The sequence below is a fragment of the Exiguobacterium sp. AT1b genome (assembly GCF_000023045.1).
Lineage (GTDB): Bacteria > Bacillota > Bacilli > Exiguobacteriales > Exiguobacteriaceae > Exiguobacterium.
Genome location: NC_012673.1, coordinates 516,496 through 539,120 on the forward strand (window position 1 = coordinate 516,496; position 22,625 = coordinate 539,120).

Consider the following 22,625-nt stretch of genomic DNA (forward strand, 5'->3'; position numbering starts at 1 on the left):
GACGTTCACAATGTGACGTCGCTTACGAATGGACCCTGTAGGACTTGAACCTACGACCGGACGGTTATGAGCCGTCTGCTCTAACCAGCTGAGCTAAGGGTCCTTATAAATAGCGGCGGAGGGAGTCGAACCCACGACCTCACGGGTATGAACCGTACGCTCTAGCCAGCTGAGCTACACCGCCATGTTGTTATACAGTAATAATATACTGAATATGTCCTAGAGTGTCAAGGAGTATTCCTTGCCAAATAAGAAAAAGCACCCCAAATTTCATTTGGAGTGCTCCTGAGTTATACGGTTACTTCGTTTGCATCTTCGAGTGTGATTTCCGTGATGTTCATGGCATGGTCACCGATTCGCTCCAAGTTCGAGAGCATATCGACGAAGAACATACCCGCTTGCCCATCACAAGCACCTGTGTTCAAACGAACGACGTGGTTCTTACGGAATTGACGCTCGAGCATGTCGAGTTTCGCTTCCATTTCAATGACTTTACGTGCTTCAATCATGTCGCCGCTCGCCAACGTCTGAAGAGATTTCTCTAACGTCGCACGTGTGAGGTCGTACATTTCAGTCAATTCTTTTTGTGCATCTGCCGAAAGTGTCACTTTCGTAGCTGTCTTATAATCAATCAACTCGATGATGTTCTCAACGTGATCACCGATTCGCTCGATATCGTTGATGGCATGCATGAGCGTTTTGTGTTCCTGTGACTCTTGTTCCGTCAAATCAACGGCAGCCAACTTCACGAGGTAATCTGTAATCTTCGCATTCAACGAGTTCAATGCTTCTTCGATATGTGCCGACTTTTCAGCGTGCTTCTTGTCGCCAGTCGTCAAATAGTTGCGTGCTTCATCAAGACCAAGTTTTGCGAAATCTCCCATACGGATGACTTCATATTTCGCTTGCTCGACTGCAATCGAAGGCGACTGTTGAATGAAGATCGGATCTAAATGTTGTGCTTTCGTATCGACGATCGAGTCTTCACCTGGGACCAACTTCGTCACAATCCAAGCAATCGTTCCGATGAACCAGAACTGGATCAATGTGTTGACGACGTTAAACGTACCGTGTGCGAATGCGATTTGCATCTTATCTTCGATTGCTAAGAGATCTGTGATCCAATAGATATAGTTTGTGAATGGAACCAACAAGATCATAAAGATTGTCGTACCAATCAAGTTAAAGATGACGTGTGCCGCTGCTGCACGACGTGCGGCAACTGATGCACCAATCGATGCCAAGATCGCTGTGATCGTTGTTCCGATGTTATCTCCGAACAATACCGGTAAAGCAGCACCTAAATCGATGGAACCACCAGCATATAGTTCTTGCAAGATTCCAATCGTCGCAGACGATGATTGAACAATCACGGTAAATACTGTACCAACGATGACACCGAGGAACGGATTGTCACTCATTGATTGCGTCAAGTCGATGAAATATTCGCTTGAACGAAGTGGTTTCATCCCACTTCCCATCAATTCAAGTCCATAGAACAACATCCCGAAGCCAAAGAAGATTTGACCGAGGTGTTGTAATTTTTCTTTTTTAAAGAAGAACAATAGTACCGCACCGATTGCAATAATCGGGAGCGCGTACTCTCCGACATCGAATCCGATGATGAACGCCGTCACCGTCGTACCGATGTTCGCCCCCATGATGACCCCGATTGCTTGACGGAGTGTCATGAACCCGGCGCTAACAAGTCCGACCGTAATGACGGTTGTACCTGAAGATGATTGAATCAATACTGTCACGATAATCCCGGCGAGTACACCGAGGAATGGATTCGTTGTATACTTATCAAGGATGTCTCGCAGGCGATTCCCTGCAGACTTTTGGAGTCCGTCTCCCATCGATTTGATTCCGAAGAGGAAGATCCCTAGACCTCCAAAAAACATGAATAACATTTCTTGCAAATTGTATTCCACGATTTTTGTACTCCTTTTAATTAAGAATTGGTTGGATTTGCTTGGTTTTTAATGCCCTACTCATTATGCCTTCATCGGCAGTATCATGTAAACACGTTTAATGTAAAAGTTTTATTAAAACACTGTACCATTATTTAAGATTATCGACTTACTGTAATATAACAGATTGGAGTTTTTAGTATGCTCTCTACCATTTTGACGTTTCTTCAAACGAGCCTAGTCCCATCGAAACGTGCACTTCGACTTCGTCTAGCTCCGCTCCATGCCTACATGGGCGCCACATTCATCTTAACTCTCGTCATTACCATACTAGACTTTTTCGTGATTCGTCCTGACTTTTTCATCCCGATGTGGCTATTCTTGCACGGCTTCGCCATCTTCTTCTTCTATTTGATTTGGGTTGCACTCATGGCATTGTATGTCCAACTGTTTACGAAAATCTATTCAAAGAACAAATGGGCTTATCGTCAAGCCTGGCCATATGCTGTGGCGATGACACTCATCCCAACCTTGTTATTGGTCATCTTCTATCATTTGAATCCCGATTTCCTGACCCTCGGCTTCATAATCGGTCTCGGCTATATCAGTTTTCCGCTAACAAAAGTACCACAACTAAAACAACGTCGGGCCTCTTGAGCCCGACGTTGTTTTATGTTGGTGACAGTTCCTTTAGCGTCTGATTCAATGCTTCACTTTGGTCTCCAAGATTCGTTCCCGCGTCTTGAAGGGCAAGCTGAACATCTGACCAGCGATCGACACCTGTATTCAGTTCAATCAATTTTCGTTCAAGCAATGAACTGATTTCGCGCAATTGTTCATTCGATTCCATTAAATGAACCAGCTGCTGGCCCGTACTCGATGTATGGACCGTAATCGCTTGAAATTCGTCAAGCTGTACTTTTATCTCACGATTGATGGTTTCAATTCCTGACTCGACACGACTAACGGCATCTTTTAAATGGTGAACTTCTTTAATGAATTCATTGACTTCAGATAGCAGTTCCGTTCGCTCTGTGTTTAATGCTTCGATGGCACTGACCGCTAAAAGCGTCGATTCGTTTGTCATCTTCGCCAAATTCCCCACTTCGCTGGCAACGACAGCAAATCCTTTGCCGTGCTCTCCTGCTCGTGCCGCTTCAATCGATGCGTTTAACGATAACATCTTTGTTGCCGCCGATACGGATAAGATACTTTTCAGCGCAACATCTGCCTTCGAAGAATTCGTCTCACTCTCAAGAAGTCGTCTCTGAATCGACTCCACTTGTTTCTCGACGTAATCACTCACGTCTCTTACGGAAGAGAACGTCTCAAGTTCTTCATGTAAAATAGACTTCAATTGATTCCCTCGCTCGTCCACACTCGTGATTTGCTGTTCAAGCGCTTCGATTTGTCGCGTCAGATCTTTCATTTTAGATGTAGAGCCATTTGTCACCGATTGATATGAATAGCTCGTCGATTCAACCGTTGCCGCCACTTCCCGAAACTGCTCCACCTGTTCGTGACTGTTACGTAATTCTTGTTTAAAGACAGGTAAGCTTTGATTGAACGCCGTTGCCGTTTTTCCCATCATGGACATCGATTGATTCCAAAGCGTGATGAACGCATTGAACTCTGTTTCTAACATATGAATCTCTTTTGACTTCGATTCAAGTGTGACATCATCGAATCGGCGTGATGCCACGGCATTTCGTAACGAATCAGCCAACACACTGAGTGGTTTCACTTCACGGTGAATCAACCGTGTGAAGAGGACCATCACGCCAACCATCGCAATCAATACGATGAAGGCGATATGTTGGCGTAGCGAACTCATCGGACCCAAAACTGATTCTTTCGTAACGACAAGGACGTAATCCGCTTTTAGTTCAGGTATCGGGACAGAAGCCACTAATAACGTTTCAGTTTCTTTCACTTCCGCTTCAGAACTGTTCGACAACTTGCCGATCAATTTCTCTGCCACTATGCTTTCCTTCCCGGTCAGCTGTTCAATTGCTTGATCACGCACTAAAAATTGTGCCGCATCAAACTCATCCCCCGATAAGATTGAAGCCTGTTGCATATAGGCTGACTTCAGCGAGCGTGCCAACTGTTTCTCATTCGCAACGTAGGCACTATATGACGTTTTAATCGATTCTCGCATGACAGTGACTTCTCGCATGAGCCGTTGCTCGATTTCTGATGCCAAGAGTTGCTCAGATTTGATTGCGAACCACCCGAATGTGAGCGCGAATACGAGTAAGACAATCGGCATGAGCGTCCACTGGAGTCGGTGGGCCAATTTAGGATACTGACGTGCCTCGTTCAACGGTCTCTTCCTCTTGATTGGATTTCGTTTAAAGTTCCACTTCACAGATGCCACCTCTTTTTCTAATCTCGCCTATATATCGGTCTTGAGACGGTGGAAAATTATGAAGTAGATGTTAAGATAGCGTTAGAGTTTGTAAAGAGCACACATCCGTCACGCATCCTAGATGCTTTTTCACATTCTTTTCGTTATGATAATGAAGAAACCTTATCATCTTAAATCGATTGGATTCTTTCCAAAAGAAGGAGATTACGTATATGTCAGAAATTTTGCATCGTTCATTAACACGTCCGGTCCGCGTCGGTAACTTGATTATCGGAGGATCGAACGAAGTCATTATTCAATCTATGACCACTACGAAAACGCATGACGTCGAGGCGACAGTCGCCGAGATCAAACGTCTTGAAGAAGCTGGTTGCCAAGTCGTTCGCGTGGCTTGTCCAGACGAACGTGCAGCTGACGCACTTGCAGAAATTAAGAGCCGCATCAACATCCCGCTCGTCGTCGACATTCATTTCGACTACAAGCTTGCTTTAAAAGCCATCGAAAGTGGCGTCGATAAAATCCGGATCAACCCGGGTAACATCGGCCGCCGTGAGAAAGTAGAGGCCGTCGTCAACGCGGCGAAAGCAAAAGGGATCCCAATTCGAATCGGGGTCAACGCCGGTTCATTAGAAAAACAATTCCTTGAAAAGTATGGATATCCGACCGCGCAAGGTATGGTCGAGAGTGCGATGCACCACGTGAAGATTCTCGAGGACCTAGGCTTCTACAACACGATCATCTCGCTCAAAGCTTCAGACGTAAACCTTGCTCTTGAAGCCTACACGCTCGCTGCGAAGACGTTCGATTACCCACTTCACGTCGGAATCACAGAGTCAGGTCCACTCTTCTCCGGTTCACTCAAATCGGCTGCGGGACTCGGTGCGATTCTGTCTCTTGGAATCGGTTCAACGGTTCGGGTCTCACTTTCAGATGACCCGGTTGAAGAAGTAAAAGTTGCGAAAGAAGTGCTCAAGTCATTCGGACTTGCGGCAAATGCCGCGACTTTGATCTCTTGTCCGACATGCGGACGAATTGAAATTGATTTGATTTCGATTGCAAAAGAGGTAGAAGAATACATCCAAAACATCAACGTCAACATTAAAGTCGCCGTTCTCGGATGTGCGGTAAACGGACCAGGTGAGGCTCGTGAAGCAGACATTGGAATCGCAGGCGCACGTAATGAAGGACTTCTCTTCCGTCACGGAAAGATTATCCGCAAAGTGCCTGAGGCGACGATGGTCGAAGAATTGAAAAAAGAAATCGATGCGATCGCCGCTGAAAAAATGGCGGAACGTGAGCGCGAAGAACAAGAGCTCGCAAACCAATCAAATTAATGAATCTCATGCCCGTACGGTTGCAACCGTACGGGTTTTTGATAGAATAGAGGGCATGTGAGGAGGAGTGATGAGATGCGAATCGGCATTGATTTGGATGGAACCGTTACAGATCCTAAAAGTTGTTTTCTATATATGAATGAATCACTCGGCTATTCGATTGACTATCATCGTGCGACCGAGTACGAGTTACACACGTATACGACGATGGAACAACATGAATTTTGGAAGTTTATGATTGAAGAGGGGCATGAAGAAGCGATTTACCGTCGTTCTCTTCCGCACTCTGATGTGTTGGATGTGTTATGGGAATTAAAGCAGCAGCATCACCTGCACTACGTCACCGCCCGAAGTGAGGCGGTTCGACCGGTTACGGAAGAATGGATCAAACAGCATCGCTTGCCGCTCGATTCGTTGGTCATGACCGGTTCTCACGATAAAATCAATGTCGTCAAAGACTTGTCACTCGAACTGTTTATGGAAGACCGGTATGAGAATGCCATCTCGATTCATGAAGAAACGTCAATTCCCGTACTCCTATTCGACGCACCCTATAATCGCAAGACGTTACCAGAGGGCGTAACTCGCATTTCGACATGGCGTGAGGCGCATCACCATGTCGCGCAATTGGAGAAACAAATCGTTCTACAGCAACGTTAAAAGGCAAGCCCGACACTATCGGGCTTGCCTTTTACATTCGTCCGAGCTCTTCAATTAAGTCGCTTGCGAGTACACTTGCGGGGTGTATCGTCTGGCTAATGGACTTGGCAGCGAGCGCATGCCATAGCACCGCTTGCTCATTCGGTGACGAAGGTTTTTCTTTTCTAGCCCATAGCGCCAGAAGGATGCCAGTCAACACGTCCCCACTTCCACCTTTCGCTAACGCCGAGGCTTCAACAGTATTGACGGCACCTGTTCCGTCAGGTGTGACGATGAGCGTATACGTTCCTTTCAATATCAAATGGACCCGGTGTCGTTTCGCGAACTCACAAGCGATGGAGAAGCGGTCTGCCTCAATCTCTTCGACCGATTTACCGGTCAATCTTGAAAATTCACCTGGATGCGGTGTGAGCGTGAGCGGCCCCCGGGTTTCCAGTCGTTTCGTCGACAATGCCCCAGCATCCAAAATGACAGGACAGGGCTGCTGTTTCGCGTATTGCCAGATGAGATTCAACGCCTCCCCTTCGACCATTCCGGGACCGATTGCCAGTGCATCGTACGATTGTTCCACCACATCGGTGTGTTGCTGATACATCGCTTCAGGCAGTGTTGAGATGAGCGGGCTCGCTTCGCGTGGAATGGATAGACGCAATAAGCCAATGCCAGAACGAGTTGCAGCACGACCACCCAAGAATGGTGCACCGAGAAAATGACGACTCCCTCCGATGAGCATCCCATGTCCATATGTCGTTTTATGGCTGAATTGATCGCGCTCCAAAAGAGATCGGTCAAAGTCAGCGTCGGTCAACACCTTCCAATCGGATGTATGCGGGAGTCCGATATCAACCCGTTCCACTTTGCCATAGAACGGAGCCGTCCGATTTAAGAATGTCGAACGCTTGAAACCGTGTAACGAATACGTATATGTCGCCCGAATCGCCATGTCATCAAAGTCACGAGTGTGATCACTCGGTATGCCTGACGGTACATCAATCGAGATGACCGGTGTCGATTGACGATTCACCCATTCAATCACTTCCCGCGCGTGACCAGTCACGGGACCGGACAATCCGACACCGAACAAGGCATCAATGATGACATCTGTTTCAATCGGCCGCTCCACAAGGTGAACAAATGCGGAGGCGTAGGAAGCGTGTATTGCAGCCGCCTCAGACTTACTTTTCCCTAACGGTGACCATACGCTGACCTCATGCCCTCTCATAGCAAGTTCTCGAGCGACGACCCAACCGTCCCCACCGTTGTTGCCCGTCCCACAAATCACCAAAATGGTAGACTGCGAATCGATTCGAATGTGAGGCACAATCGCCGAGGCCGCTCGCTCCATCAACACCTCTTCAGGCATCCCATTTTGAATCGCTGTGCGATCAATCTGCTTGATTTCAGCAGCTGTATAGATCATCTGACCTCCCCCTTCGATACAAAAAAGGGATTGAATCAAATCAATCCCTTTTGCTTACATTCTTTACAATACCCATATATCTCAAATTTATGATCGACCACTTCAAATTCAGGGTCGAGTGCCTCTACGAAGCGCATCGGGCATAAGTCGAGCAGTTTCGTCTTCCCGCAGCTCCGACAGATCAAATGATGATGGTGATGTGCCGCACTACAGGTGACTCGAAAGGATTTCTCACCATCGAGTTCCGTCGCTTCAAGTAACCCTTCCTCCGCGAACGACTTCAAGTTTCGATACACCGTGTCAAAACTCATCGTCGGATGTTTGTCTCGCATGTACTCGAGTACTTCCTTCGCACTGATATATCGATCTTCTTCAGAGAGATAAGCATACATTTCAAGACGTTTCGGCGTCACTTTCAAAGAAGATGCACGAAGACGGTTCAATTGTTCAGTCTCATTCATGTTGTACCTCCTTTTTCTTGAAACTCATGACTTTCTCGAGTGCCATGACGGCTGCTAAAATACCGACCGCAATCAATACGATGACACCGCCTGGAGCGACATCGAGATCATACGCAAGGACGAGCCCACCGATTGTCGCGACCTCTCCGAAGATGATTGACCAGAGAATGGTCTGTTTGAAGCTCGATGTAAAGCGTAGCGCCGCTGCGACGGGTAACGTAATCAAGCTAGATACGAGAAGCGTTCCGACAATTCGCATGCTGACGGCAATCACAAGCGCTACGATGAACATGAATAACAGATGCAGCATCGTACTCGGTAATCCCGACACTTTTGCCTGCTCTTCATCAAACGATAAGAACAACAACTGCTTATAGAAGATAAAGATCACAAGAAACGTCAAGACGGCCACACTGACAATCAATGTGATGTCCGACTGACTCACGGCAGAGATCGATCCGAACAAGAGTGTGGATAAGTCGACCGAGAATCCTCGCGATAGCGAGATAAAGATGGCACTGAGTCCCATTCCTGCGGACATCATGATCGGAATGGATAGTTCCTGGAAGTGCACATATTTCCCTCGAAGCCAGTTGAGCCCTAACGCCGCCAATACAGAGATGAGCGTTCCCATATATAAGGGGTTGAGATCAGCGAATAGAGCGATATATTGTCCGAGAAATAAACTGAACGAAATTCCGGCAAGCGTCATGTGTGACAATGCATCGGCAATCAAGCTCATCCGTCTCACCACGATGAATGAACCGATGAGCGGTGCGGTAAACCCGATCACAAGTGCTGCAATGAACGCATAACGTAAAAAACTATATGTCCAAAGATCTGTGATCATGTCGTTCCCTCGTGGACAAGTACTTTGACAGGATAAGGTTTGATGGACGATGCGAGTTCTCCGAGCTCGCTGTATTCTCTCAGTCCACAATTACATGCCATTCGTCCGCGGTCGAGATGGACGACTTTTGTGACGAGATCGGTCACCACGTTTAAATCGTGGGTGACGAGGACGAACGTACAAGTCGTATGTTCACGAAGCATATGCAAGACTTCATAAAAATCTTGTAAGTGCTTTTGGTCCACACCGACGGTCGGCTCATCGAGAATCAATAGATCAGGCTGGTTGACCATCGCTCGGGCGATAAAGACGCGCTGTTGTTGTCCTCCGGATAGATCTCCAATTTTCCGATGACGATACTGCCACATGTTGACCGTTTGTAACGCATTTTGAATCGCTGCCTGGTCTTCCATCTTCAAACGTTTGAATAAACCGAGACGTCCATATCTACCCATCGCGACTACTTCTTCGACGGTAACCGGGAATCCCGAGTTAAAGGAAGCCGCTTTTTGGGAAACGTAACTGATACGAGACTTATCTTTAAACTGCGAAATGGGCTTACCGAACAATTCGACCGACCCTTGCTGTGGGTTCAGTAATCCAAGAATGGTTCGAATCAAAGTCGACTTCCCAGAACCGTTTTCTCCGACAATTGCGACAAAGTCCCCTTGCCGAATATCAATCGATACGTTTTGTAAGGCCGGTGTCCCATCATAGAAATAAGACACCTCGTTTAATTTGACGACAGATGTAGTCATCTAATCCCTTCTCTCATATGTTAAATCGTAATCATTTCTACTTTCTAGGCGTTTGTATTATACAGAATATCAAGCATACCTTCAAGCAAGACCGGTTTCATCTACCTAAATGTTAAAATTCACGTAAATCGTATGTTCGTTCAAAACCTTGTCGATTACACTAGTATTATGAAGGGGATGGTTTTATGGAAAAGAAACTGGCAGTTATTGATATCGGATCCAACTCGATTCGAAACGTCATCTTCGAAGTGAACGAGGAAGGACAATACTTCGAACGGTTAAATGTGAAAGAAGTCGCGCGATTGTCCAGCCATATTAGTGATGCGAATGAAATGACTGAAGAAGGAATCGCTTCACTCATCGATACGTTACGTCACTTTAAAGAGTTGAACGACCATCATCACGTTACCGATGTGCTCCCAGTAGCGACAGCAGCCATTCGAAACGCAAATAACTCAGATGAGATTTTGCAGAATGTCAAACAGTCTACGGGGATGACCATCCGTCTGTTGAGCGATTACGAAGAAGCCTTTTATGGATATTCGGCCATCGTCAACTCCACCTATGTGGAAGATGGATATTCCGTCGATATTGGTGGGGGATCAATGGAAGTCACATATTTCCAGAACCGAGAGCTCGTCTTTTATCACAGTTTTCCGTTCGGTGCCGTGACGTTAACGAAAGAATTTATGAAAGATGAGACGATGACGAAAGACGAGCGGAAAGCGTTGACCACATACTTAAAGAAGGCATTCAAAGAAATTGAATGGCTCGAACCACATGGTGTCCCACTTGTCGGTGTCGGTGGGACGGCTCGTAACTTAGTCCGGGTCGAACAGACCATATCGAACTTCCCGCTTGAAGGAATCCATCAGTATACGATTTCTGCTGAACAGTTAGAGGGCGTCATAGATGAACTCGTCGGAATGTCGAGCAAACAACTCGGACGTTTGGATGGGCTGTCAAAAGACCGGGTCGACATCATCGCGCCTGCCGTGACAGCAATCGGCGAACTCGCTAAATATTTGATAGTACCTGAGTTCACGATGAGTAACAATGGACTCCGTGAAGGTCTCTTCTATGAAAACTATTTACATGAGCATGATAAAGTTCGTTTTGCCGATGTGAAGGAAGAAAGTTTTCGTCATTTTGAAAAACAATACGACGTGAATCCGACTCGTCATCAACATCTCATCCGATTGGCTAGACAGTTGTATACCGGATTAATTGAAGTGAAGGCGATTAAACCGAAACCATTTGAGCCTGGTCTTCTTGAAGGTGCCTGCCGCCTTGCCTATGTCGGTGAATATATCGATCACAACAATAAAAGTGACCACACGTTCCATCTGATTACCACAAACGATTTCAAAGGACTAAACAACGAGGATCGACTCGCTCTTGCCCTCGTCACATCCTTCAAATCAAAACGAGTATTGGAACAACATATCGAGGCTTTCCCGAAATGGTTTGATCAAAAGTTATTGAAGAGTTTGGAGTTGCTCGGGTCGATTGTGAAACTCGTCGATGCCCTCGACTTGACGGAGCGTCAGATCGTGACGGACATCCATGTTGCTAGTACAAAGGACGGTCTCACACTTACGCTAGATACGAATGGTTCCGCACGTTTTGAGTTGCAGCGAAGCACTCGCCATAAAAAGCATTTAGAGCGCGCAATTGATCAATCGATTGAGATTGTCTTGAGCGAGGAGGAGTAACCATGTCCGAATATACGAATGAACATTTTAACAACCGTGAACTCAGCTGGCTCGACTTTAACGAGCGTGTCCTCGAGGAGGCGATGGATGAACGAAATCCATTGATGGAACGATTGAAATTTTTGGCGATTTTCAGTTCTAACCTTGATGAATTTTATATGGTACGAGTCGGTGGATTGAAAGATGAGGTCCTCGCCGGGTTCAATCGTCCGGAAGACAAGACGGGCCTCACTCCAAAACAGCAGATCAAGTCCATTTCGATGCGAGCGCAAGAACTCGTCGAGACGCAATATGCGACATATAAAAAAATCACGAAACAGTTATCGAATCAGCACGTTCGCTTCTTAAGGACGAAACATTTGAACAAGACCCAACAAGACTTCGTGAAAGAGTATTTTCGAACGCACGTATTCCCTGTCCTGACGCCGATTGCAGTCGACGCCTATCGTCCGTTCCCAATGCTCTTATCTAAGTCACTGAACATTGCTGTCGAGATTGCCTCGAATGGCGAAGGAAAAAAACGACTCGCCCTCGTTCAAGTGCCATCCGTTCTTCCGCGGTATCTGGAACTACCTACCGATGATGAAGAACATACCGATTTGATTTTACTTGAGGATTTGATCATTCAATTCATCGACTCACTCTTCAAAGGATTTGTCGTCGAGTCCACGATGCCTTTCCGAATTACGCGGAACGCGGACATGCCGTTTCACGAAGAGGGCAGTCGTGACGTCTTGAAACAAATCGAAAAAGAATTGAAGAAGAGAAGATATGGGGTTGCCATCCGACTCGAGGTACAGCAACGATCGTTACGAAAAGAACTGTTGTTCATGCTACAAGACGTCCTTGACTTACATGACCGGGATATCTTTATTGTCGACGGTCCGATCGACTTGACCTTCCTGTTTGGGATCTACAATCAGATCGGGATGGAATATGATGACATGATCAATGAAACGTTGATCCCATTTATCCCAGAAGGTCTTGAATCGGGCAAAGATTTATTCCAAAGTATCGCTAAACAGGATTATCTGCTCCATCACCCGTATCATTCATTCGATCCAATCGTCCGTTTTATCGTTCAAGCCGCCAAAGACCCGAACGTCTTGGCAATCAAGCAGACACTCTATCGCGTCTCCGGGGACTCTCCCATCATCAAAGCCTTGACTGATGCAGCCGAGAGCGGAAAACAAGTCACTGTCCTCGTCGAACTAAAAGCACGTTTTGATGAAGAAAAAAACATTCAATGGGCGAAGCAACTTGAGAAAGCCGGAGCTCATGTCATCTACGGCTATAAAGAACTGAAGACACACTCAAAAATCACCCTCGTCGTTCGCATTCTAGAAGGTGGTGTGTTGCAACGGTTCATTCATCTTGGTACCGGTAACTATAACGATTCGACCGCCAAGCTATACACAGACATTGGGCTCCTCACCACAAATGAAGAACTCGCTGAAGATGCAACGAACTTTTTCAACTGGTTATCCGGTTATGGGGAACGACCATCTTGGCATCAGTTCGAGACGTCGCCTGACGACATGAAAGACTTCTTCTTGAATAAAATCGATGATGAGATCAAACTGCATGAAAAGTACGGCAACGGTCGCATCGTCGCTAAGATGAACTCGATCACGGACCGGGCCATCATCACAAAATTGTATGATGCTTCGTCCGCGGGAGTGAAAATCGATTTGATTGTCCGAGGCATTTGTTGCTTACGACCGGGAATTAAAGGGGTCTCTGAAAACATCAAGGTCATCTCGATCATCGACCGTTATCTCGAACATTCCCGAATCTTTTATTTTTACCAAAATGGAAAAGAAGACTTGTACTGTTCCTCTGCGGACTGGATGACACGAAATATGAAAAAACGGATCGAGATACTCTTCCCTATCTTGAACGCATCACATAAAACATACATCAAAGATATGATGGCCCTTCAACTCGTCGATAATGTGAAAGCAAGAAGACAACGTTCTGACGGCCGCTATGTATACGTGAAACGTGAGACCAACGAGGAAGAGATTCAATCTCAAATTATCATCCATCAATATACGGGTGGTCGATGGAACAACATACCTAGCGTATTCGAACGAGAACCGTCAAATTGGGCGGAACGCGAAGTGCTCCGCCTTCGGGCCGAGAACGAGAAAATGACAGATGACTGATGTTAGACTTCTCAAATAAGAAAACTCGTTGTATAATAAATTCGATTCAGTTATTATGAAGCGCTTTCATTTAGAGACGGAGGAATTATTTATGCAGGAGATTTTATTATCATTACTCGCCGGCTTGATTTGTGGTGCCATCTTCACCGCACTCAAACTGCCACTGCCTGCCCCACCGGTATTGCCAGGAGTTGTTGGAATTTTCGGGGTATTCCTCGGAATGAAGGTTTATCAATTTGCTGTAGCGAACTGGCCATTCTAATAAAAGATGCCCTCGAAAAAGGGCATCTTTTATTATTTAGTCTAGTGTATGAATGGCTTTATGACAGGTCGGACAAACCCAGATGCCACGTTCCTCTGTCAAGTGATACTCAATCAAGTGATACGCCTCTTTCCCAAATCGTTCAGCTAGGTCTACATGACAGCTCGCACAAGTCGTCACATGAGACTTTGGTGCTAAGAGTTTTTCCCGAAACAAGTGAGCCTCATATGACGCTTTCGTCCATTTAGACGATGGTACATAATAGCCGTCATTCCATTTTTTTCGAATCGATTCGTACGGTTCATCTACCTCATACATCCCCATTTGCAATAACGGATGATGAAAATGTAGTTGCAACAGGTCGACTAAGGAATACAGTTGTACCCCTTCCTGTTTCTCTCCTAGCCAATACGGATCGTCTGGTCGCCCAATCATCTCTTCAAGTAAAACCTCTGCTTCCGCCACGATGCCATGCCCAATCACTTCGATAAATACTGTCGGTGTCGTCACGGACCCCTTTACATAAACCGGACTTTGTTCAAGAAAATAAGTCGGGAATGCGTTCCAGACATCATATCGCTTTGGATCGACTTGTAGGACGTTCATCGTTTATTGATGAGCGAGCGTGAATCGTTCACGCCATTCGGCATCAAATTGATTGGTACGGAACATTTCAATCTCTTGTTTATATGGAGCGACTTTCGTTTTTTCGCTAATCGGGATATATGGCGTCTCTAGGATTTTCGGTAGATGCGCAAATGCCTCGTGATGAATGACACGATTCAATGTATCAAACCCGATCTCTCCGTAGCCGATGTTTTCATGACGGTCTTTTTTCGCACCGCGCACGTTCTTCGAATCATTTACATGAATGACTCCGAGACGGTCGAGTCCGACGATTCGATCGAATTGTTCGATGACGCCGTCTAAATCACCGACTAAGTCATATCCGGCATCGTGGACGTGACACGTATCAAAGCAAACTGAGAGTCGATCATTGTGCGTCACGCCATCAATGATGGTTGCAAGCTCTTCAAATGTCTTACCAAGTTCGCTTCCTTTCCCTGCCATCGTCTCCAATGCAATCTTCACTTTTTCATCACCCGTCAACACTTCATTCAATCCTTCGATGATTCGAGCGAGACCGATTTCTTCTCCCGCTCCGACATGAGCGCCCGGGTGAAGAACGACGTGACGAGCCACTTGGAGTGCTTCTGCCCGCTTTAATTCCTGAGTTAAGAAAGAGACGGCCAATTCAAACGTCTCTGGTTTCGTCGTATTCCCGAGATTGATGATATATGGTGCGTGAACAACAATCTCTTCGATGTCATGTGCGGCCATATGTTTGAGTGCTGCCTCAATATTTAAATCTTCAATGGGTTTACGGCGTGTGTTTTGGGGCGCACCTGTATACACCATCATCGTATTCGCCCCGTAAGAGACTGCCTCTTCACTCCCTGCTAACAACATCTTTTTACCTGATACCGAAACGTGTGAACCTATTTTTAACATCCTCATCTTCCCTTCATTTGCTTCTCTCTTTAGTTTACACAAAAAGAAGAACCGACTCCAAGAAGTCGATTCTCTCAAAAAATTAACGTTTGTTTTTCTTACGTGCTGCACGACGATCCGAGCGTTGTTGTTGCATATGCTCGCGTGATGCCGTCTCTTTCAACTTATACTTGAATTTCTTCTTATAGCCAGGCTTCACTTTCTTCTTCGCCTTCTTGATTTCACCGGCCATGCGACTGTGTGCCGTATGCGAGACTTTCATCTTCCGGTCTGTTTGACGACGACGACGTGTTTTAATCGGTTGAATCGAACCGTTGCGCAAATCGACGTGTGTAAATTCAAACCCACGTTCTTCGAGACGGTTAATCGGTCCATTCTCATGGTCCTCATATAGTGTGTACGCCTCACCTGATGCGCCCGCACGTCCCGTACGACCGACACGGTGCGTATAGAAATCAAGGTCTTTCGGAATCCCATGGTTGATGACGTGAGAGACTCCTGAAATATCGATACCGCGAGCCGCTAAATCCGTAGCAATCACATACTGATATTTCGCATCATTGATGTCCTTGATGGCTTGTTTGCGGCGACGTGCCTGCATATCTCCGTGCAACGTACCGACGTTTAGACCTGCTTCGCGGAACGACGTCTCCAACTCATCTGCCTCTTGTTTCGTATTGGTGAACACGAGACAAACGAATGGATTGATTGCTTTCGCAATTTCGACAGTCAATTCTTTACGGTCACGGTGACGAACGGGAATCACGTGGTGCTTGATTTTTGGTGCGACGCGATGCTCGGGGCTCGCCTCTGCAAAGCGTGGGTCATGAAGGTATTTCTTCAAGAACGGTTCAAGGTTCTCAGGAATCGTCGCTGAGAAGACCATCGTTTGCAGTTTTTCAGGAAGCGCCTGTGCGATGCGGTCGACCTCCGGCAAGAATCCCATATCGAGCATTTGATCGGCTTCATCGACGACAAAGTGTGTCACTTTGTGCGGGAATAACGCCTGTGCTTTCATGAGATCAAGGATTCGTCCCGGTGTCCCGATGATCAATTGTGGTGGATTTTTCATCTTATCGATCTGACGTTCGCGGTCTGTCCCTCCGACAATCAAACTCGATTTGATGTAATCCGGGTTTTTAATCAAAATTGATTTCAATTCTTCATGAATCTGCCAAGCGAGTTCGCGTGTCGGTGCGACGACGATTGCTTGTACTGAAGCATCTTCTGGGTTGATCGCTTCAACGATCGGTAACAAGAACGCAAGTGTTTTACCCGTTCCTGTCTGTGATTTTCCAATAATATCTCGACCATTCAAGGCAGCCGGAATAATCCGGGCTTGTATATCGGTCGGTTTCGTAATGCGCTTTTCTGTTAACGCATCAACCATAAACGGTAGCAATTTGAACTGTTGGAAGCTGTTCAATCGATACACCTCCTGTTTCTTTCCACTTTTCCTAGCATAGCGGAATCAAATGATTTGTCAATCAATCTTTTGCCACACCTTCATATAAATAACTCGATGAATAATAGTGTTTGGCAATTTTCTTTCCATTTAAATGTTGTTCGAGTGCTTTGAAGCCGACTTCCATCATCTCGTTCGGTGACTGCACGACAGTGGCATTGACCTTCCCGTTTTGAATGAGCGGATAGATATCTGAAATCCCGTCGACCGACACGATCGTCTTATCCGTCAAACCGTGACTTTCTAAAGCCCGGACGACACCGAACGTATTATCATCGTTATGTGAAAAGACTGCATCAAACGGAATCTCTTCTTCTAACCAACGTGACATCTCAATTTCAGCTTGGAATGTGTCATAGTTCCCGGTGATGGATGCGATGATCTGAAAATCGTCACCATGTTGCTTCTCGTACTCTCGAATGCCGAGACTCCGGTCCATCGTGGAACGAACTTTCGGGGTTCCCCTCACTTCGACCACGCGAATCGGACGATCGAGCTCATTATACTTGGCAGCAATTTGTTCGGCCGCCATCCGACCGATGTCAACATTGTCGGATACGACGGATGTGAGCACACTCGGATGATCAATCATGCGGTCAATCGCAATAATCGGGATGTTTTTACGTTTTGCGCGTTCTAATGAAGGTTGAATGAACGTGTCATCGAGAGTCGTCAAAAAGATGGCCTCGACACCCCGGTCAATCAATGAATCTAATTTTTCTTTTTCAAGGACACGTGAGTCTTCACTCGTTGTCGGAATCGGGATGAACCCTTTTTGATTTGCTGTATGCACGAACGAGTCCAGTAGTTTATTCGCATGTTCGTGTTTATCACTGACAAATACGAATCCGACTTCTTTTTCATTCGTCTTTTGCTCTGGGAGTTGAATCGAGGTGATAAGGAGAATCGTCATGGCCCACACGATCGGTAACCAAAGCCAATAATGTTTTAGTCCTTTCATGACGGTTGTCTCCTTGGGATTTTGATTAAAATCGCGGTCCCTTTGTTCATCACACTATCAATCTCCATCGCACCGTTAACGCTCTTCAAGTACTCTTGAATCATATAGATTCCTAGACCGTTTCCACTTTCCTTCGTCGTATTGAAGGCGGAACCGACTGTCTTGAGTTGTTCCTCACTCATGCCAATTCCGTTATCTTCAATCAAAAAGCGATATTCCTGCTCCGTAAAGAGTACCGTCACGACGACACTCCCGTCAGCGCCTTTTGATTCGACGGCATCGACCGCATTTTTGAAGAGGTTGTAGATAATTTGAACGAGCATATCAAAGGATGCATAAAATGGAGGCATGTCGTTCGGTACAAGTAATTCCCATTTTGTCGGTCGTTTGTAACATTCGGCATCCATTAAAAATTCAAGTCGTTTCGCAAAGTCTAACATGTTGATCCAATCTTCATTTTTACCAGCCTGATCGGGTTTGGCGAGCGTTAGCATCGTTGAAATCAAATCATTCGCCCGCTCCAGTTCTTTGATGGCGACATCCACCATATCTGAACTACCTTGACCCTCGCGCACCATCTGCAACGTGATATGGACGGGAGTCAGAGGATTTCGAATTTCATGGGCAATCCCGGCGGCCAATTGACCGAGCGAGGCTAATTTTTCTTGATGCAAAATCAACTGTTGCTGACTCAACTGTTCACGTCGTGACGTTTCCATCCGCTGTGCATAATCGTTATACGTATCGAGTAGCGTCTCCACTTCTTTCGAACCCGTTCGTTCCAATGAAATCGTTCCGAGCGATTGTTGTTGTTTAATCTGGTTGACCAGCTCGACAAGCGGATTCGTCAACGTCCGGGAAAGCAACAATCCAACGAGAATGCTCAGGAAGAATGTAACGAGCGCAATCATCAAATACTGCCAACGCGTGTCGTAGACCGTTTCATAGACGGAGTCATTTTGATGTTTTGCGAGCATGCTCCATCCACTGACTCGTGCATCCGGTTCAAACATTACCGTATCTTCATCCGTACTCAAGATTGTCCGTTCGCTTCGATTTAATGCTTCGTCGATGACTTCACGCGATATCCGACGCTCTGCATCTGTGACCAAGTTGAACGAAGTCGTCAACACTTCGCCTTGCTCATCTAACAAGTATAGAATCATGTCATCATTCGCAGATTCCAACGAACGACGATACAAGTCAGAGTTCAAGACACTAATGCTTCCCCCAAAAATACCGATTGGTCGATTTTCTTCGATGACCGGAACGTATAGGAAAGTTCCCATATCCCCACTGATCATCACAGGGTCACTCATATATAGTTCTTTTCCACTTGCAGTCAATACTTCCGTGAACTTCGGATCCCGTTTCAGAACAGAAGAGGCGACTTGTCGCTCCGAGTACCATTTAAATGAGTCTTGATTGACATCATAATAAAAGATGGACGTAAAACTCGTGCGTTGATTCAAATATCCTGTTCGGATCCGTTCTTCAATCCATGGCTCATTTCCAACGTAAGCGCCTAAGTAAACTAAATCCTCATACAATTTCCCAAGTCGGGACTCCACATTCTCAATACTGTCATCGATGGCGTAATCAAATTGCTCTTTCGCCAATTCTTCTGCTCGAGACACCGTGACGCGGTCAGCAGAGAAGGCAAGTGATGAAATGACAAGTGCTAAAATAATGATGATGATGAACGTAATTTGGAAAAAGTACGATTTTCTTAGTTCACGCAATGGTTTCATGCGATTCACGGCGTCCCTCCTCTCTAACCTAAAAATTATAGCATGAATACACGCAAATCTTTTCGTATTTTCGAAACAATGTTAGACTAATACGTATGAAAGCACTTCGAAAGGAGCCTTCGTCTTCATATGAAAGTTAAAAAAATTAGCCCACGCGGATATTGTTATGGTGTCGTCGATGCCATGAAGCTCGCAAATGAGGCGGTCGCAAATCCTGATTTGCCACGCCCGATTCATATACTTGGAATGATTGTCCACAACCGTCACGTCACACAGGCGTTTGAGGATCTCGGTGTCAAAACCGTTGATGGAGAAGACCGCATGCAAGCGCTCGAAACCATCGATCGAGGAACAGTCGTCTTCACGGCGCACGGCATTTCACCACTCGTCCGGAAACGTGCCATCGAGAAAGGATTGACGATTGTAGATGCCTCTTGTCCTGACGTCTTGGTCACTCACGATTTGATTCGTGAGAAAACGGCAGAAGGATATGATGTCATCTATATCGGAAAACACGGGCATCCGGAACCGGAGGGTGCAATCGGGGTTGCACCAGACCATGTTCATTTGATTCAATATGAACATGAAATCGATCAGTTGCCGAGTCGCTTGTTCGAACGAAAAATTTTGGTGACGAACCAGACGACGATGAGTCAATGGGACGTTTCCGCATTAATTGAAACGATTCAAGCCCGTTATCCTCACGTGGAAGTGCATAATGAAATCTGTAACGCGACGCAAGTTCGTCAAGAAGCCGTCGCTGAACAAGCGGGAGACTGCGAATTGTTGATTGTCGTCGGAGATCCCAAATCAAATAACTCCAATCGTTTAGCACAAGTTTCAAAAGAGATTGCCGGAACGAATGCATATCGGATCGGTGACTTGAGTGAACTTGACTTGAATTGGCTTGAAGGCGTGGAGACCGTAGCAGTGACGTCGGGCGCCTCTACCCCGACACCGATCACGAAAAAAGTCATCGACTTTTTATCGCAATATGACCCAGACGATTTAAGCACGCACGATAAAACGCCATTTCTTGAACTTCGGAGTATCTTACCGAAAGTGAAAGCATTGCGTAAGTGAAGGAATCCCCCATTCTCTCAGAGGATGGGGGATTTTTAGGCTTTACTTGAATTGAAACGGATTCGTGTTGGCAACAGATTGAATCAAGTCGACATTGATTTTCGCTTTTTCAAACTTTTTGCTGAGCACGTCGATCACACCTTGTTTCATGATACTCTCGACATGATGTCCCGGGTCTACGACTGCGAGTCCAAGCGCCATCGCATCATGAGCCACGTGGAAATATAAATCACCCGTCACATATGCATCTGCACCTTTGAAATGCGCAGTAGACACATACTTATTCCCGTCTCCACCTAATATGGCAACTTTTTCAATCGAACGACCCGGGTCTCCGACGACTCGCACGCCCTCAACTCCAAAGCTTGTTTTCACGTGTTCGGCAAACTGTTCAAGTGTCATGGCTTGTTCAAGTCGACCGATTCGCCCTAGCCCAAATACATGACCCTCGATTTCATCGCGCATGAGGTCATACGCCACTTCCTCATATGGATGGGCGTCTTTCATTGCTTTTAGTACACGTTTCTTCTGACTCTCCCGAACGACCGTTTCGATTTTCACCTCGTCCACTTGTTCCGTTTTATGCGGGCGACCGATGAAGGGATCTGTCCCCTCGAGCGGAGTGAATTGCCCCGTTCCGGAAACACGGAACTGACAGTCCGCATAGTCACCAATATGTCCTGCACCCGCTTTTCCTAGAGCCCGGGATACGTCATGCGCATGCGTGGATGGAACGAATACACTTAGTTTATAGACCGGCTCATCATAGGTCGGGACGAGTACTTTCGTATCTCGGAGACCGATCGCCTCACTCATCCAATCGTTCACACCACCGCTGCATACGTCTAAATTCGTATGAGCGACATAGACCGCGATATCGTGCTGAATACATTTCATCGTAATCTTCCCAGCCGTGGAACGGTCATTGACTTGAGCTAACGGACTAAAGATGGGTGGATGATGCGCGATAATCAAATCGATTTGTTTCTCAATCGCTTCATCCACAACCGATTCAAGTACATCAAGCGTGACCATGACCCGTTTGACTTCTTTGTTGAGCGACCCAATCTGCAAGCCGATTTTATCCCCTTCGACCGCTAAATGTTTCGGTGCAAATTCCTCAAACAATTGAATCACTTGATTGCCGTTCGCCATTACTGACTCACCTCTCTCATCTTGTCACGCATCCGTTTGAACTCCACTTGTTTTTGAATCAAGGCTTCCGATTGAATGCCAGCTGCCATCTGTCCAAGCACATAATCGAGCTTATCAGCTTCACGACTCCATTTGAGTTTAAATGCTTCTGGTCGCTCTTGAACGAGATATGGACCGAATAACAACTGCCACATGCGCTCGTCCGACTCGTCACTATAAATGGACTCAGTTCCTTTTTCTCCGACAAGGATTTCGTAAACCTTATCATTTTCTTCCACAATTGCCTCTTCGACAAGGACATATCCATGTTCAAGCAGCCAGCTTCGTACGTGTTGCCCATCAACGTTCGGTTGAAGGACGAGCCGTTCGACCGCACCGAGCTTATCTTGACCCGCTTCGAGAATGGAGCGAATCAAACTGCCGCCCATCCCGCAAATCGAGATACACGTCGCTTCATTGGGCTGTAAGACAGCAAGACCATCGCCAAGGCGTACATCAATGGCATCACCTGCCCCAATCAAATCGACTTGTGCTCTCGCAGCTTCCATCGGCCCAACGTTCACTTCACCCGCGATTCCTTTTGAAATGATTCCTTGCTGAAAGGCATAGCATGGGACATACGCATGATCCGAACCAATATCGGCGAGCACACTTCCTTTTGGGATATAATCGACAACCTGCTTCAATCGTCGGTCTAACATGACACGTTCTTGCATACAGACAACTCCTTTGTTCTACTTCTTCCCTAGCGTATCGAATTCTCCACAGTTCGACAACAAAAAACGC

The 22,625-nt window shown here is 46.3% G+C and carries 20 protein-coding genes and 2 tRNA genes; 7 read left to right on the forward strand and 15 right to left on the reverse strand.

What is annotated here, in order from left to right; genetic code table 11:
* Positions 1–29: 29 nt before the first annotated feature.
* From EAT1B_RS02825 to EAT1B_RS02835, 3 genes are all read right to left on the reverse strand, one after another.
* A tRNA-Ile gene (locus tag EAT1B_RS02825) sits at positions 30–103 on the reverse strand.
* Between the two features lie 7 nt (positions 104–110).
* Positions 111–184 (reverse strand) — tRNA-Met (locus EAT1B_RS02830).
* Between the two features lie 106 nt (positions 185–290).
* Complete coding sequence (locus tag EAT1B_RS02835; RefSeq protein ID WP_012726619.1) at positions 291–1,934, reverse strand: Na/Pi cotransporter family protein; 1,644 nt, start codon at positions 1,932–1,934, stop codon at positions 291–293.
* A gap of 180 nt (positions 1,935–2,114) precedes the next feature.
* Between EAT1B_RS02835 and EAT1B_RS02840 the strand changes: the two genes are divergently transcribed.
* Complete coding sequence (locus EAT1B_RS02840; RefSeq protein ID WP_012726620.1) at positions 2,115–2,570, forward strand: hypothetical protein; 456 nt, start codon at positions 2,115–2,117, stop codon at positions 2,568–2,570.
* A 13-nt stretch (positions 2,571–2,583) separates the two neighbouring features.
* Here EAT1B_RS02840 and EAT1B_RS02845 read toward each other — a convergent pair whose 3' ends face one another.
* Complete coding sequence (locus EAT1B_RS02845; RefSeq protein ID WP_012726621.1) at positions 2,584–4,284, reverse strand: methyl-accepting chemotaxis protein; 1,701 nt, start codon at positions 4,282–4,284, stop codon at positions 2,584–2,586.
* 212 nt (positions 4,285–4,496) lie between these two features.
* Between EAT1B_RS02845 and ispG the strand changes: the two genes are divergently transcribed.
* Both ispG and EAT1B_RS02855 read left to right on the forward strand, forming a co-directional pair.
* Positions 4,497–5,618, forward strand: a complete 1,122-nt coding sequence (gene ispG, locus EAT1B_RS02850; RefSeq protein ID WP_012726622.1) for a flavodoxin-dependent (E)-4-hydroxy-3-methylbut-2-enyl-diphosphate synthase — start codon at positions 4,497–4,499, stop codon at positions 5,616–5,618.
* A gap of 75 nt (positions 5,619–5,693) precedes the next feature.
* A complete protein-coding gene (locus tag EAT1B_RS02855) occupies positions 5,694–6,278 on the forward strand; it encodes a hypothetical protein (protein ID WP_012726623.1) in 585 nt (194 codons plus the stop codon).
* A gap of 31 nt (positions 6,279–6,309) precedes the next feature.
* Here EAT1B_RS02855 and EAT1B_RS02860 read toward each other — a convergent pair whose 3' ends face one another.
* The 4 genes from EAT1B_RS02860 to EAT1B_RS02875 are packed head-to-tail and all read right to left on the reverse strand — an operon-like array spanning position 6,310 to position 9,767.
* A complete protein-coding gene (locus EAT1B_RS02860) occupies positions 6,310–7,698 on the reverse strand; it encodes a bifunctional ADP-dependent NAD(P)H-hydrate dehydratase/NAD(P)H-hydrate epimerase (protein WP_012726624.1) in 1,389 nt (462 codons plus the stop codon).
* Between the two features lie 35 nt (positions 7,699–7,733).
* The gene (locus EAT1B_RS02865; RefSeq protein WP_012726625.1) at positions 7,734–8,159 is read right to left on the reverse strand and encodes a Fur family transcriptional regulator; all 426 of its coding nucleotides are present in this window, start codon (positions 8,157–8,159) and stop codon (positions 7,734–7,736) included.
* Positions 8,152–9,009, reverse strand: a complete 858-nt coding sequence (locus EAT1B_RS02870; RefSeq protein WP_012726626.1) for a metal ABC transporter permease — start codon at positions 9,007–9,009, stop codon at positions 8,152–8,154. The genes EAT1B_RS02865 and EAT1B_RS02870 overlap by 8 nt, the downstream gene beginning before the upstream one ends.
* Positions 9,006–9,767 (reverse strand): metal ABC transporter ATP-binding protein, encoded by a 762-nt coding sequence (locus tag EAT1B_RS02875; RefSeq protein WP_012726627.1) that lies wholly within the window; start codon positions 9,765–9,767, stop codon positions 9,006–9,008. The genes EAT1B_RS02870 and EAT1B_RS02875 overlap by 4 nt, the downstream gene beginning before the upstream one ends.
* Positions 9,768–9,952: 185 nt before the next feature.
* Here EAT1B_RS02875 and EAT1B_RS02880 point away from each other — a divergent pair, with 185 nt between their 5' ends.
* The 3 genes from EAT1B_RS02880 (at position 9,953) to EAT1B_RS02890 (ending at position 13,912) form a co-directional block, all read left to right on the forward strand.
* Positions 9,953–11,482 (forward strand): Ppx/GppA family phosphatase, encoded by a 1,530-nt coding sequence (locus tag EAT1B_RS02880; protein WP_012726628.1) that lies wholly within the window; start codon positions 9,953–9,955, stop codon positions 11,480–11,482.
* Positions 11,483–11,484: 2 nt separating this feature from the next.
* Positions 11,485–13,650, forward strand: coding sequence for an RNA degradosome polyphosphate kinase (locus EAT1B_RS02885; protein WP_012726629.1), 2,166 nt, complete (start codon positions 11,485–11,487; stop codon positions 13,648–13,650).
* Between the two features lie 91 nt (positions 13,651–13,741).
* Complete coding sequence (locus EAT1B_RS02890; RefSeq protein ID WP_012726630.1) at positions 13,742–13,912, forward strand: DUF1427 family protein; 171 nt, start codon at positions 13,742–13,744, stop codon at positions 13,910–13,912.
* A gap of 36 nt (positions 13,913–13,948) precedes the next feature.
* Here the strand turns inward: EAT1B_RS02890 and EAT1B_RS02895 are convergent, their stop codons facing one another.
* The 5 genes from EAT1B_RS02895 to EAT1B_RS02915 form a co-directional block, all read right to left on the reverse strand.
* A complete protein-coding gene (locus tag EAT1B_RS02895; RefSeq protein WP_012726631.1) occupies positions 13,949–14,518 on the reverse strand; it encodes a hypothetical protein in 570 nt (189 codons plus the stop codon).
* A gap of 3 nt (positions 14,519–14,521) precedes the next feature.
* Positions 14,522–15,424, reverse strand: coding sequence for a deoxyribonuclease IV (locus EAT1B_RS02900; RefSeq protein ID WP_012726632.1), 903 nt, complete (start codon positions 15,422–15,424; stop codon positions 14,522–14,524).
* Between the two features lie 82 nt (positions 15,425–15,506).
* Positions 15,507–16,850 (reverse strand): DEAD/DEAH box helicase, encoded by a 1,344-nt coding sequence (locus tag EAT1B_RS02905; protein WP_012726633.1) that lies wholly within the window; start codon positions 16,848–16,850, stop codon positions 15,507–15,509.
* Between the two features lie 61 nt (positions 16,851–16,911).
* Complete coding sequence (locus EAT1B_RS02910; protein WP_012726634.1) at positions 16,912–17,850, reverse strand: substrate-binding domain-containing protein; 939 nt, start codon at positions 17,848–17,850, stop codon at positions 16,912–16,914.
* Positions 17,847–19,601, reverse strand: a complete 1,755-nt coding sequence (locus EAT1B_RS02915; RefSeq protein WP_235439561.1) for a PAS domain-containing sensor histidine kinase — start codon at positions 19,599–19,601, stop codon at positions 17,847–17,849. Before EAT1B_RS02915 ends, EAT1B_RS02910 begins: the two co-directional genes overlap by 4 nt.
* 129 nt (positions 19,602–19,730) lie before the next feature.
* Here EAT1B_RS02915 and EAT1B_RS02920 point away from each other — a divergent pair, with 129 nt between their 5' ends.
* Entirely contained in the window at positions 19,731–20,684 is a 954-nt protein-coding gene (locus EAT1B_RS02920) for a 4-hydroxy-3-methylbut-2-enyl diphosphate reductase (RefSeq protein WP_012726636.1), read from the forward strand.
* A gap of 42 nt (positions 20,685–20,726) precedes the next feature.
* Here the strand turns inward: EAT1B_RS02920 and EAT1B_RS02925 are convergent, their stop codons facing one another.
* Positions 20,727–21,839, reverse strand: coding sequence for a Nif3-like dinuclear metal center hexameric protein (locus EAT1B_RS02925; RefSeq protein WP_012726637.1), 1,113 nt, complete (start codon positions 21,837–21,839; stop codon positions 20,727–20,729).
* Complete coding sequence (locus EAT1B_RS02930; protein ID WP_012726638.1) at positions 21,839–22,555, reverse strand: tRNA (adenine(22)-N(1))-methyltransferase TrmK; 717 nt, start codon at positions 22,553–22,555, stop codon at positions 21,839–21,841. The genes EAT1B_RS02925 and EAT1B_RS02930 overlap by 1 nt, the downstream gene beginning before the upstream one ends.
* Positions 22,556–22,625: the final 70 nt, after the last annotated feature.